At 39.3% G+C, this 13,211-nt stretch carries 12 protein-coding genes; 5 read left to right on the forward strand and 7 right to left on the reverse strand.

The features are described 5' to 3' along the window. Positions 1-80 precede the first annotated feature (80 nt). The 7 genes from rsmG to rpmH form a co-directional block, all read right to left on the reverse strand. On the reverse strand, positions 81-794 hold the full coding sequence (gene rsmG / locus PLANO_RS15210) for a 16S rRNA (guanine(527)-N(7))-methyltransferase RsmG (RefSeq protein ID WP_038705261.1): 714 nt from the start codon (positions 792-794) through the stop codon (positions 81-83). Between the two features lie 102 nt (positions 795-896). Continuing rightward, the gene (gene mnmG / locus PLANO_RS15215) at positions 897-2,786 is read right to left on the reverse strand and encodes a tRNA uridine-5-carboxymethylaminomethyl(34) synthesis enzyme MnmG (protein WP_038705262.1); all 1,890 of its coding nucleotides are present in this window, start codon (positions 2,784-2,786) and stop codon (positions 897-899) included. Between the two features lie 22 nt (positions 2,787-2,808). Next, complete coding sequence (gene mnmE, locus PLANO_RS15220) at positions 2,809-4,194, reverse strand: tRNA uridine-5-carboxymethylaminomethyl(34) synthesis GTPase MnmE (protein WP_038705263.1); 1,386 nt, start codon at positions 4,192-4,194, stop codon at positions 2,809-2,811. Between the two features lie 266 nt (positions 4,195-4,460). Next, positions 4,461-5,189, reverse strand: coding sequence for an RNA-binding cell elongation regulator Jag/EloR (jag, locus tag PLANO_RS15225; RefSeq protein ID WP_038705264.1), 729 nt, complete (start codon positions 5,187-5,189; stop codon positions 4,461-4,463). Then, positions 5,186-5,965, reverse strand: a complete 780-nt coding sequence (gene yidC / locus PLANO_RS15230; RefSeq protein ID WP_038705265.1) for a membrane protein insertase YidC — start codon at positions 5,963-5,965, stop codon at positions 5,186-5,188. Before yidC ends, jag begins: the two co-directional genes overlap by 4 nt. Before the next feature lie 60 nt (positions 5,966-6,025). Beyond that, on the reverse strand, positions 6,026-6,367 hold the full coding sequence (gene rnpA / locus PLANO_RS15235) for a ribonuclease P protein component (protein WP_038705266.1): 342 nt from the start codon (positions 6,365-6,367) through the stop codon (positions 6,026-6,028). Between the two features lie 82 nt (positions 6,368-6,449). Beyond that, the gene (rpmH, locus tag PLANO_RS15240; protein ID WP_038705267.1) at positions 6,450-6,587 is read right to left on the reverse strand and encodes a 50S ribosomal protein L34; all 138 of its coding nucleotides are present in this window, start codon (positions 6,585-6,587) and stop codon (positions 6,450-6,452) included. 489 nt (positions 6,588-7,076) lie between these two features. Here rpmH and dnaA point away from each other — a divergent pair, with 489 nt between their 5' ends. The 5 genes from dnaA (at position 7,077) to gyrB (ending at position 13,187) form a co-directional block, all read left to right on the forward strand. Further along, positions 7,077-8,420 carry a chromosomal replication initiator protein DnaA gene (gene dnaA, locus PLANO_RS15245; protein WP_038705268.1) on the forward strand — a complete coding sequence of 448 codons (1,344 nt, stop codon included), beginning with the start codon at positions 7,077-7,079 and terminating at the stop codon, positions 8,418-8,420. A 173-nt stretch (positions 8,421-8,593) separates the two neighbouring features. Then, complete coding sequence (gene dnaN, locus PLANO_RS15250) at positions 8,594-9,730, forward strand: DNA polymerase III subunit beta (RefSeq protein ID WP_038705269.1); 1,137 nt, start codon at positions 8,594-8,596, stop codon at positions 9,728-9,730. A gap of 107 nt (positions 9,731-9,837) precedes the next feature. Beyond that, the gene (yaaA, locus tag PLANO_RS15255) at positions 9,838-10,077 is read left to right on the forward strand and encodes a S4 domain-containing protein YaaA (protein WP_038705270.1); all 240 of its coding nucleotides are present in this window, start codon (positions 9,838-9,840) and stop codon (positions 10,075-10,077) included. Continuing rightward, entirely contained in the window at positions 10,067-11,179 is a 1,113-nt protein-coding gene (gene recF / locus PLANO_RS15260) for a DNA replication/repair protein RecF (protein WP_038705271.1), read from the forward strand. Before yaaA ends, recF begins: the two co-directional genes overlap by 11 nt. A 79-nt stretch (positions 11,180-11,258) precedes the next feature. Next, positions 11,259-13,187, forward strand: a complete 1,929-nt coding sequence (gene gyrB, locus PLANO_RS15265) for a DNA topoisomerase (ATP-hydrolyzing) subunit B (protein WP_038705272.1) — start codon at positions 11,259-11,261, stop codon at positions 13,185-13,187. The last annotated feature ends 24 nt before the right edge of the window (positions 13,188-13,211 follow it).

Below are 13,211 nucleotides of genomic sequence, written 5' to 3' on the forward strand. Positions count from 1 at the left end.
AAGCACCACCTTTTACAAGCTCACTTTATCACTGAATCTACAATCACTTTTACTGCTCGCTTAATGTTCCACGTGAAACATTAAGCGATTGGTGACTTGTTTGGAACTCCAGCTTTCCGTGGATATTTCTTTGGTGTTTCTTTAAACTTTTTAAATACCTGAATATAACGCTCGCTTTCTTCTACCGGTAGTAAGAAAGAGTGAACGGCTTCTAGCTTTACACCTAGTTTTTGTAATGCTTTTTCTGCATCATCTAATTCATCTGAAGCCGTTGCTGCTTTCATCGCTGCAAAGACCCCGCCCTTTTTAACAAGTGGCACACATAATTCAGCTAGTACCGATAACCGTGCTACTGCACGGGCCGTTACGACGTCATAGCTTTCACGATGAGCAGATTGTCCAAAGTCTTCTGCTCTAGAATGTATAAATTGAACTTTAGAAAGTCCAAGTTCACCACTCAAGTGCTGCAAAAATTGAATGCGTTTGTTCAAAGAGTCCACTATCGTAACCTCAATATGGGGAAAACAGATTTTTAGTGGGATACTGGGGAATCCTGCACCGGCACCTACATCACAAATTTTCATCGGTTTTGTGAAATCTAAGTAAAATGCCGCAGTAATAGAGTCATAAAAATGCTTTAAATACACAGCCGATTGTTCTGTAATTGCCGTCAGGTTCATCTTGTCGTTCCATTCAACTAATTCCTTATGATAGATTCGGAATTGCTCGAGTTGTTTTTCGGTTAAGACAATCCCTTTTTCATTGAGGGCATCTTTAAACTGTTGTTCATTCAAACTAGCTTCCTCCCTCTTTCTTAATCTTTATGTAAATTAAGAAATGGACTGGTGTGAGCCAGTCCATTCTTTTGTCTAGCTTATGCCTTTAGTTGTTTTGCGTTAAACAGAGATTTTTGCAATCTTTCCTTGTTCAATATACACCAATAAGATGGATATGTCAGCCGGATTAACACCAGAGATGCGTGACGCCTGCGCGATCGACAACGGTCGAACTTCTGCTAGCTTGCCTCGTGCTTCGGTCGCAATTCCAGAGATTGCGTGGTAATCGATATTATCTGGAATCTTTTTGTTTTCCATTTTTTTGAGTTTGTCGACTTGTAACAACGATTTCTCAATGTAACCTTCATATTTAATATGAATTTCGACTTGTTCTTTTACTTCATTTTCAAGCTCTATTGATGAAGCTGTCAGTTTAGAAATCATGTCGTATGTCATTTCTGGACGTTTCAACAAATCCGCTCCACGAATGCCATCTTTTAATTCACTGCCCCCTGCATCGCGAATCGCTTGCTGGGTTGCTTCATTTGGCTTGATCATGATGCTTCTTAAACGTTTGATTTCTTCTTCAATACACTCTTTTTTAGCAAGAAACTTCACATAACGCTCTTCAGTGATCATGCCAATTGAATACGCTAATTCTGTTAAACGAATATCAGCATTATCATGGCGAAGTAATAAGCGGTATTCAGCACGAGATGTTAACAGACGATAAGGTTCGCTTGTTCCCTTTGTGACTAAATCATCGATCAATACACCGATATATGCGTCAGAGCGGCTCAATATTACTTCTTCTTTTCCTAGTACTTTTGCTGCAGCATTAATTCCAGCCATCAAACCTTGTCCCGCTGCTTCTTCGTAACCAGACGTTCCATTAATTTGACCTGCTGTGTACAAATTCACAATTTGTTTTGTTTCTAGTGTTGGCCATAATTGCGTCGGAACAATTGCATCATATTCAATAGCATATCCAGCACGCATCATTTCCGCCTTCTCGAGCCCTGGAACGGACTCTATTAGCTTCCGCTGGACATGTTCAGGCAAACTCGTTGAAAGGCCTTGTACGTAAACCTCGCGCGTATTACGGCCTTCTGGTTCTAAAAAGATCTGATGACGCGGCTTATCGTTAAAACGAACCACTTTGTCTTCGATTGAAGGACAGTAGCGTGGACCTGTTCCTTTAATCATTCCTGAGTACATTGGTGACAAATGAAGATTGTCATCTATAATCTGATGAGTTTTTTCATTTGTATAGGTTAACCAGCATGGCAGCTGATCTGTAATGTATTCCGTCGTTTCATGACCAAACGCACGCGGTACATCATCGCCTGGTTGAATTTCCGTTTTGCTGTAATCAATGCTATTGCTATTTACACGTGGAGGCGTTCCCGTTTTAAAACGAACTGTTTCAAAGCCAAGCTTCTCCAAGTTTTCTGCCAATTTAATGGATGGTTGTTGATTATTGGGGCCACTTGAATAACGTAGATCTCCAATAATAATTTCACCACGCAAGAAAGTACCTGTTGTGATAACAACTGATTTTGCACGGTAAATTCCGCCTACTTGAGTGATAAGTCCTTGGATCTTACCATCTTCAACGATCAATTCTTCTGCAATTCCTTGATGCAATGTTAAATTCGGTGACTCTTCCATCAAGCGTTTCATTTCTTGTTGGTAAAGTACTTTATCTGCTTGTGCGCGCAGTGCGCGAACAGCAGGTCCTTTAGCTGTATTCAACATTCTCATTTGAATGTGTGTTTTATCGATCACGCGTCCCATGGCTCCGCCAAGTGCGTCTATTTCACGTACAACAATGCCTTTCGCTGGTCCACCAATAGATGGGTTACACGGCATAAATGCGATCATATCCAGATTCATCGTCAAAACAAGCGTTTTAGCACCCATTCGCGCAGACGCAAGAGCAGCTTCCGCTCCTGCATGTCCGGCTCCTACAACGATGACATCGAACGTGCCTGCTTCGTATTGTGGCATGTTCGTTCATTCCCTTCGAGTTTTATTTCCCTAGACAGAACTGAGAGAATAATTGGTTTAAGAGGCCGTCATCTGCGGTATCTCCAATGATTTCACCAAGAAGTTCCCACGTTCGAGTAACATCAATTTGAATCATATCTACGGGAACTTCCATTTCAGCGGCTTCAATAGCGTCTGAAATGGTTTTATGTGCCTGATGCAACAATGCAATATGGCGCACATTGGATACATAGGTCATGTCCCCTGCTTCTATTTCTCCTTTGAAAAACAAGGCAGCAATCGCTTCTTCAAGCTGATCAATTCCTTCTTCTTCAACTAATGAAGTTGTCACTAGCAATTTATCTCCAGCTAGCTTCTGCACCTTTTCTAAATCGATTTTCTGAGGCAAATCGGTTTTATTGATTACGACAATATAGTCCATATCTTTCACCGTTTCAAACAACAGTTCATCTTCGTGAGTTAGTGCTTCTGCATAATTTAACACGTAAAGGATCAAATCAGCTTCTTTTAATACTTTTCTTGACCGTTCAACACCAATTCGCTCGACAATATCTTCTGTTTCACGAATTCCTGCCGTATCAACTAAACGCAATGGAACACCACGGACATTCACGTATTCCTCTATTATATCACGGGTAGTTCCTGCTATTTCTGTGACAATTGCTTTATTTTCTTGAACCAGACTATTTAAAAGAGAAGATTTCCCAACGTTCGGACGCCCTAAAATGACGGTTGAAAGCCCTTCTCTCAAAATTTTCCCTTGCGAGGATGTTTGCAACAATTTATCAATTTCAGAACGAACCCATTTTGATTTTTCCAGCATAATCGGACGTGTCATCTCTTCCACATCGTCGTATTCTGGGTAATCGATATTGACTTCCATTTGAGCAATTGACTCAAGTAAGGCTTGACGCAATGTGCCAATTAGCTTCGAGAGCTTGCCTTCCATTTGATTGAGTGCAACATCCATGGCACGATCCGTTTTTGCACGAATCAAGTCCATAACCGCTTCTGCTTGAGACAAATCGATTCGGCCATTTAAAAATGCTCGTTTCGTAAACTCACCCGGTTCAGCAAGTCTTGCTCCTGCACGTAATACCAATTCAAGCACTCGATTTACCGAAACAATTCCACCATGGCAGTTGATTTCAATAACGTCTTCGCGGGTGAAGGTTTTAGGCGCTTTCATAAGAGATACCATAACTTCTTCCGCTATTTCACCAGTCGCCGGATCTTCAAGATGTCCATAATGGATTGTATGCGTTGTTTGAGCAGCTAATGCTTTATTGCTTGGAGCCCGGAACAGCTTGTCTGCAATTGCAACAGCTTCAGGTCCGCTCAAGCGGACTATAGCGATTGCTCCCTCTCCGCTCGGTGTCGATATGGCAGCGATTGTGTCGAATTCCATGATGTTCCCTCCTCTTAAGAAAAGCAGCACATTCCGCTCTGTGGATAACAATCAGAGCAGTAGAGCAGCTTGATAACAAAAATATATAGTCATCCTTTTATTTTTTGCTTAAAAAAAGTTGTCCACATGTGGACAACCAGTAAATGCACATGGCTTTCTAACATACTACAATAGCATAAAGTACTTGAAATCGAAAGACACAGTGCTTCATATTGCTAAATTTCGTTAATTTGGCATAAAAAAACCCGCCTACATGGCGGGTTTTCTTATTTATGAGGTTCGATGACAAGATATCGATTAGGATCTTTGCCTTCAGAATGCGTATCAATGTCTAAACGTCTTGATAATGTTTGATGGATCACTTTGCGTTCGTAAGATGGCATTGGTTCAAATTGAACACGACCACCCGTACGAATTGCTTTATCCGCCATACGATCCGCTAGCTGCTCCAGCGTTTCTTGACGACGTTCACGATAATTTTCAGCATCTAATTGAATCATCATAAATTGATTTGAATATTTATTGGCCACAAGCTGAGCTAATTGTTGAAGAGAATTCAAAGTTTGACCTCTTTTTCCGATCAACATCGCCACTTTTTCGCTTTCAAGGTAAAAATTTACTTTTTTATTGCCTCTTTGTTCATGAGTAATTGATAAATCATCAATTTTCATGTCTTTGGCGATTGATAAAATGTAATTTTTTGTTTCTTGAATTGCTTTTTCATTTGAAAGAGCAGGAACTTTCTCCTTTTCCTCTTCAATAGGTGTTTCAAGAATTTCAGCATCGGATTCTGACGGAGCCTCTTGTTTAGAAGAGGCAGCTGGTTCAATAATTGTAACTTCAACTTCAGCTTTTTTGGCACCAAAACCGAAAAATCCTTTTTTCTCTTCTTGAATTATGTTAATACTTACTTCTTCACGTGTAACTTGGAGTCTTTCTAATGCTTCAGATATCGCGTTTTCAACAGTTAAACCCGTTTGCGTAATCTGTTTCACTTTTTAGCCCCTCCTGCTTTCGTTTTAACAGGCTCTTGTACCTCTTTTTTCTCCCACGGACGGTAAATTACCAAGTTTTGGATAAGTGAAATGATATTTCCGATAACCCAGTACAATGTTAGAGCGGAAGGTAATACAATACCGAATCCAATAATCATAACCGGCATGAAATACATCATAATTCTCATTTGAGGATTGTCCATCGCTGGTCCCGTACGTAAAACGATAAATTGCATCAATCCGGCAATAACTGCCAAAATAATACTCGGTTCAGCAAGTGGGAAAATAAGAAATGCTCCCAAATCGATTTCAGGGGTATTATTCATACGACTAATTGCATGATAGAAGCCAATTAGTACTGGCATTTGAATCAATACAGGTAAACAACCTGCCATTGGGTTAACGCCTTTTTCTTGGAACAAGGCCATCATTTCTTTTTGGTATTTTTGCTGCGTTACAGCGTCTTTAGACTTGTATTTTTCTTTTAGTTTAACAAGTTCAGGTTGTACTTCTTGCATACGTTTTGAACTTTTCGTTTGTTTGATCATTAATGGCAACATGACCAATCGAATGATAATGGTTACTGCGATAATCCCAAAACCGTAAGTTCCTAATAAGCCTTTAAAATATGTGATCGTTGAAACTAATGGCCAAACAATAAACTCATTCCAAAAACCTTCACTTTGGTCACTGATCGGCTGATCAAACTCTGTACAGCCAGAAAGCAGCAAAGTAACTGCAATCAGTGAAAAGAGCAAAACTAATTTCTTATTCACCTTTTTTCCCCCAAACTAATCTAAATTACTTCTATAATAACATCTATTTTGTGCAATCTTCTACTTTCTCGGTAATGTACGAGCAATTTTCAATACATGTTCGAGGCTTTTCTTGCTTTCATGAAAATCTAATGTGGCCGCCTGTGGTCGGGCGATGATAATGTAGTCCGCATTTGGCAATAAATCGTCTTTCAATTCCAAGAAAGTTTGCCGTATGTACCGTTTAATACGATTACGTGCTACTGCGTTTCCAACTTTTTTACTGACAGAAAGTCCTATGCGAAATTCGGGTTGCTCGCTTTTCAATACATATACGATAAACTGTCGATTCGCAAAAGATTTACCTTTTTTAAAGATATGTTGGAACTCTTTGTTCTTCTTGATCCGTTGATCTTTGTTCATTCTTTCACCTGCTTAATTTACTACTTTTTGGCTCAAATCGAGCAAAAAAGAAAAAAAAAGACCACTGATGCGGTCAGTGGACTTAAGCTGATAATACTTTTCTTCCTTTACGGCGACGAGCTGCGATAATGCGACGTCCGTTCTTTGTGCTCATACGTGCTCTAAAGCCGTGTACTTTGCTATGCTTACGTGTATTTGGTTGGTATGTGCGTAATGTCATATATGACACCTCCTATATTGAGAGTTAACTATTTTCTAAAGACAGTCCTGTACATTATAAGGGTCTACGCGTATAAATGTCAATGTTTCATGAAAAAAATACCCCAAGCCGCTCTCCTCCGCTTTGATCAAGTTATACACAATTCTTCTTTTTTTCTCTTAATCTCCTGTTTATTCTTTTTTTCTTAAAAATATTTATCCACATGCCTTATCTACAGTTTTTTAACATACAAACCCCCTGTGGATAGATTAATTGTGAAGAAAAAAGATTATGTGGATAACTTAAAGAACTTCTTGTATTGTCTATTCTTTTTTGGTAACATTAACTTGTTTTCACTTGTTAACAATTTTCCATCTAAATAAGTTATCCACAAATTGTGGGTAAGGTGTGGACAGTTATTCACCAGCTTGTTTATCAATGTTATCCACAAGCTGTGATTTTGTGTATGGTATACTTTAAAATATCGTTAAATATAAAGGAGACGAGCTATTGGAACACTTAGACGAATTATGGTCGAGTGTCTTAGCCCAAGTTGAAACCAAAATCTCCAAACCGAGTTTTGAAACGTGGTTAAAATCGACAAAGCTTTTATCCTACCAGGATGATACAGTCACTATTTCAGCGCCTAATTCTTTTGCTCGTGATTGGTTAGAAAACCATTACGTGCATTTGATCACCGGAATTTTATCCGATACTACCGGCGATGATATGATGATTAAATTTGTTGTGCCTAAAGATCAGGATATGGATGATTTTCAACTTCCTGCGCCTCGTATTAAACCGGGACAAGAGCAGCAGCACGAGTTTTTACCTGGCATGCTGAATCCGAAATACACTTTTGATACATTTGTAATTGGTTCAGGAAACCGGTTCGCACATGCCGCATCTTTGGCTGTGGCCGAAGCGCCAGCGAAAGCTTATAACCCGCTGTTTATCTATGGGGGAGTAGGACTTGGCAAGACACATTTAATGCATGCAATAGGACATTATGTCCTTGAACACAATCCAAACGCGAAAGTCGTTTATTTATCTTCGGAGAAATTTACGAACGAATTTATCAATTCAATTCGTGACAATAAAACAGGTGAATTCCGCGACAAATATAGAAGTGTCGATATTCTTTTAATCGATGACATTCAATTTTTAGCGGGCAAAGAACAAACACAAGAAGAATTTTTCCATACGTTTAATACCTTGCATGAAGAGTCTAAGCAAATTATTATTTCGAGTGATCGGCCGCCAAAAGAAATTCCAACACTAGAAGATCGGCTCCGCTCACGCTTTGAATGGGGCTTAATCACTGATATTACGCCACCGGATCTGGAAACACGTATAGCGATTCTACGTAAAAAAGCAAAAGCAGATGGTCTTGATATTCCGAATGATGTAATGACCTATATTGCTAATTCGATTGACTCGAATATTCGTGAACTTGAAGGCGCGTTGATTCGCGTTGTGGCTTATTCTTCTTTGATCAACCGCGATATGAGCGCAGAACTTGCTTCAGAAGCGTTAAAAGACATTATGCCGAACTCAAAACCAAAAGTTATTACAATTTTGGACATTCAAAATGCTGTCGGTGAGCAATTCAACGTAAAATTAGAAGATTTTAAAACAAAACGCCGGACAAAAGATATTGCTTATCCACGCCAGGTTGCTATGTACTTGGCACGTGAGATGACGGATTTCTCGCTGCCTAAAATCGGCGAAGAATTTGGGGGCCGTGACCATACCACGGTTATTCATGCCCACGATAAAATTTCTAAAATGCTACTAGATAATCAACAGCTTCAACAAGACGTCAAGGACATCAAAAGTGCGCTTGGCAAGTAAAAATGATTGTGGATAAACCCATAAATCAGCAAGCAGTTTATGCACAGGCTGTCTACATGTGGATAAACTGCTTTTATTGACTTTTTAAGGCTTATCCACATATTCACAGGCCCTACTACTACTATTACTTTAAAAGCCCTTAAATAAAATATATATATAAGCGAGGTTCGAGAATGAAATTCGAGATAAAACGTGAGCGATTAGTTGAAGGATTAAACGATGTAATGAAAGCAGTAAGTTCAAAAACAACCATTCCGATTTTAACGGGGATTAAAATGGATGTTTCTTCAGAAGGAATGAGATTAACAGGAAGTGATTCCGATATCACGATCCAAACATTTATTCCAGCAGAAGAAGATGGAGAACAAATCATCCAAGTTACTAATGGAGGAAGTATTGTTCTTCAAGCTAAAGTTTTTGGAGAAATTATTCGTAAGTTACCGACAAACGAAGTTGAAATTGAAATTACAGGGAATTTCCAAACTCATATCCGTTCAGGGAAATCAGAATTCCATTTGATCGGCTTGGATGCAATGGATTATCCACAATTGCCTGATATTCAAGACGATCGTTTGTTTACCATTCCAGCAGATTTGTTAAAAACAATTAACCGTGAAACGGTATTTGCTGTGTCTAGTTCTGAAACACGTCCTGTTTTAACAGGTGTTCATTGGGAAGTTAAAGATGGAGAACTGATTTGTGTCGCAACAGACAGTCACCGCCTAGCTCGACGTAAAACAAAACTTGAAACATTACCAGAAGGGGAGTATAGCGTTGTTATTCCAGGGAAAAGCTTAACTGAGCTCAATAAAATCCTTGATGACACTTCTGAAGCTGTTGAAATCGTGATGACAAATCAACAAGTATTGTTCAAGTCAAAACATATTCTTTTCTTTTCTCGTCTATTAGAAGGCAACTATCCAGATACAAGCCGTTTAATTCCAGCGGAGTACAAAACAACGGTTACTGTAAACGGACGTTCACTTCTACAAGCAATTGATCGAGCATCTTTGTTAGCTCGAGAAGAACGCAATAATGTTGTACGCTTTTCTGCAAAAGAAGGCAGCGATGTTGAAGTTTCATCTAATTCACCTGAAGTAGGGAAAGTAGAAGAGCAATTGCAAGCGCAAAGTATTGAAGGAGAAGAACTGAAAATCTCATTTAGTGCTAAATTTATGATGGATGCACTAAAAGCCATCGATGGACAAGATGTAGTTATTCAATTTACTGGAGCTATGCGTCCATTCATTTTGAAATCAGCATTAGATGACTCGATTTTACAGTTGATTCTTCCTGTCCGAACATATTAAAAACAAAACGCACCCTCAGGATAGCCATATAGGCTATCCTTTTTTACTTTCTAGCTGAAATAGGGTAAAATAGAGGGATAGACTATGAATCGAAGGATGAGTGCATTTTGAGAGAAATCGGGATTGAGACTGAATATATAACTTTAGGGCAATTGTTAAAAATGACGGACACAATAAGTTCAGGCGGAATGGCAAAATGGTTTTTAAGTGAACACGAAGTTTTTGTAAATGGTGAAGCTGAAAATCGCAGAGGACGCAAATTGCGTGCAAACGATCTTGTAAATATTCCAGGGTTTGGAGATTTTCGTATCATGACGGCTGAAGGCATGAGCTTCGATGCGGATTGACCGCCTTGAGCTCGTCAATTATCGAAACTATGAATCATTAGAACTGGAGTTTTCTCCAGAGATTAATGTCTTTATTGGTGAAAATGCACAAGGCAAAACCAATATCATGGAATCTTTGTATGTTTTGTCTATGGCAAAATCGCATCGCACTTCTAATGACAAGGAATTGATACGCTGGGATGCTGAATATGGTAAAATTAAAGCTGATGTTTTCCGGAAATACGGCAAACTCCCGCTTGAAATCACCTTGTCAAAAAAAGGGAAGAAAGCAAAAGTCAATCATTTAGAACAACGCAGACTGAGTGATTATATTGGCCAATTAAACGTTGTGATGTTTGCTCCTGAGGATCTTCACCTTGTAAAAGGAAGTCCACAAGTACGCAGACGTTTTATCGATATGGAAATTGGGCAGATCTCTCCGGTTTATTTGCACGATTTAGTAAATTACCAAAAACTCCTTAAACAAAGAAATCATATATTGAAACAACATTATGGAAAACAAACGATTAATGACGTCATGTTCGATGTGTATACGGAACAATTTATCGAAGCAGCTGTCAAAATTATCCGCAAGCGGTATCAGTTTATGGAGCTTTTGCAAAAATGGGCTGAACCGATTCATCACGGCATATCTCGGGGGCTCGAACAACTTCAAATCCGCTATCAACCGATTAGCGGTTTAAAGCCTGAATGGACGCCTGAGGAAATGGCGTCTTTTTTAGAGCAGAAACTGATTGAAGTTCGTAAAAGAGAAATAGAGCGGGGCGTCACACTTGTGGGTCCACACCGCGATGAACTGCAGTTTTTTGTAAATGGTTACGATGTTCAAACTTATGGTTCACAAGGACAGCAACGCACAACTGCTTTATCGTTAAAATTAGCTGAAATTGAGCTGATCAAACAAGAAGTTGGCGAAGCACCTGTGCTGTTGCTCGATGATGTATTGTCTGAACTAGATGATTACCGACAATCTCATCTATTGAATACCATTAAAGGTTCTGTCCAAACCTTTGTCACTACAACAAGCGTTGAAGGTATTCAACATGAAACAATTCAAAATGCGCGTCTTTTCGAAGTTTCACAGGGCACTGTAACTAAATAAAACACTTTAATATAGCGATATACCTTTGATTGTAAATAGGCAGGATTATGAAATGCGTTAGAAAGAGCAGGTGAATGGAATGGCTATGGAAGAAAAAGGTCTACAAGAATCATATGAAGCGAGTCAGATTCAAGTTTTAGAGGGATTAGAAGCTGTTCGTAAAAGACCAGGTATGTATATAGGATCTACAGGAGCAAGAGGGCTACACCATTTAGTTTGGGAAATCGTTGATAATAGTATCGACGAGGCACTCGCTGGTCATTGTACAGAAATCCGTGTATCTATCGAACCAGACAACTGGATTCGTGTAGAAGATAATGGACGTGGAATTCCTGTTGGTATGCAAGAAAAGATGGGCCGTCCAGCAGTAGAAGTTATTATGACAGTACTTCATGCAGGCGGTAAATTCGGCGGCGGCGGTTACAAAGTATCCGGTGGTCTTCACGGGGTAGGCGCGTCTGTAGTAAACGCTTTGTCTGAAACAACTGAAGTATATGTAAATCGTGACGAAAAAAGACATTATATTAAATTTGAACGCGGAGCGGTAATCGAAGAACTGAAAGTGATTGGAGATTCAGATCACACAGGGACGACGATTCGTTTTAAAGCAGATGCGGAAATCTTTAAAGAAACTACCGTCTATGAATTTGATATTTTAGACCATCGCTTGCGTGAACTTGCTTACTTAAACCGTGGCTTGAAAATCGTTGTGAAAGACGAGCGCGAAGGCGAAGAAAAAGAAAAAAATTACCATTTCGAGGGCGGTATTAAATCGTACGTCGAACATTTAAATAAATCAAAAGATCCACTTCATGAAGAAGCTATTTTTGTTGAAGCTGAAAGAGACGGCATTACTGTTGAAGTTGCGATGCAATATAACGCAGGTTATGCAGCCAATATCTTTTCTTTTGCTAACAACATTAATACACACGAAGGCGGAACACACGAATCTGGATTTAAAACGGCCTTGACACGCGTAGTTAATGACTATGCTCGTAAAAAGAACTTGTTGAAAGAACAAGATCTTAATTTAACTGGAGATGACGTGCGCGAAGGATTGACTGCAATCATTTCTATCAAACACCCAGATCCACAGTTTGAAGGTCAAACAAAAACTAAACTTGGCAATACGGAAGTCAGCACCATCGTTAATAATTTATTCTCTGGCGGGTTTGATCGATTCTTATTAGAGAATCCTACCGTTGCAAAGAAAATTGTTGAAAAAGGGATTATGGCTTCTCATGCACGTATGGCTGCTAAAAAAGCGCGTGAATTTACACGTCGTAAATCAGTTCTTGAAGTATCAAGTCTGCCAGGTAAACTTGCTGATTGTTCATCGCGTGATCCAAAAATTAGTGAAATTTACATTGTTGAGGGTGACTCAGCTGGCGGATCAGCAAAATCAGGTCGTGATCGTCATTTCCAAGCAATTTTACCGTTGCGCGGAAAAATCTTGAACGTTGAAAAAGCTCGTCTTGATCGAATTCTGACTAACGAAGAAATTCGTAATATCATTACAGCATTAGGTACAGGAATCGGCGAAGAATTCAACCTTGAAAAAGCGCGTTATCATAAAGTCGTTATTATGACAGATGCCGATGTCGATGGAGCGCACATTCGTACGTTGCTATTAACATTCCTTTTCCGTTATATGCGTCCATTGCTTGAAGCTGGTTATATTTATATTGCCCAGCCACCATTGTTCCAGATCAAACAAGGCAAGCACATTGAATATGTTTATACAGACGAACAATTAAAAACAGCACTTGAAAACTTATCTCCAACGCCAAAACCGAATATTCAACGCTATAAAGGGTTAGGAGAAATGAACGCAACACAATTATGGGACACAACAATGGATCCAGATGTTCGGACATTGCTGCAAGTTACATTAAACGATGCGATGGTAGCAGACGAAACTTTCCATATTTTAATGGGTGACGATGTTGAACCACGCCGTAACTTTATCGAAGAAAATGCAAAATACGTTAAAAACTTAGACGTTTAAGTGATATAAAGTTGAGAGGAGGCT

The sequence above is a fragment of the Planococcus sp. PAMC 21323 genome, assembly GCF_000785555.1.
Taxonomy (GTDB): Bacteria; Bacillota; Bacilli; order Bacillales_A; family Planococcaceae; genus Planococcus.

Coding starts and splice junctions, on each gene's coding strand:
- rnpA (WP_038705266.1), bottom strand. CDS start 6,367: ATGAACAAAGATCAACGGATCAAGAAGAACAAAGAGTTCCAACATATC.
- dnaN (WP_038705269.1), top strand. CDS start 8,594: ATGAAATTCGAGATAAAACGTGAGCGATTAGTTGAAGGATTAAACGAT.
- rpmH (WP_038705267.1), bottom strand. CDS start 6,587: ATGACATTACGCACATACCAACCAAATACACGTAAGCATAGCAAAGTA.
- gyrB (WP_038705272.1), top strand. CDS start 11,259: ATGGCTATGGAAGAAAAAGGTCTACAAGAATCATATGAAGCGAGTCAG.
- recF (WP_038705271.1), top strand. CDS start 10,067: ATGCGGATTGACCGCCTTGAGCTCGTCAATTATCGAAACTATGAATCA.
- mnmE (WP_038705263.1), bottom strand. CDS start 4,194: ATGGAATTCGACACAATCGCTGCCATATCGACACCGAGCGGAGAGGGA.
- mnmG (WP_038705262.1), bottom strand. CDS start 2,786: ATGCCACAATACGAAGCAGGCACGTTCGATGTCATCGTTGTAGGAGCC.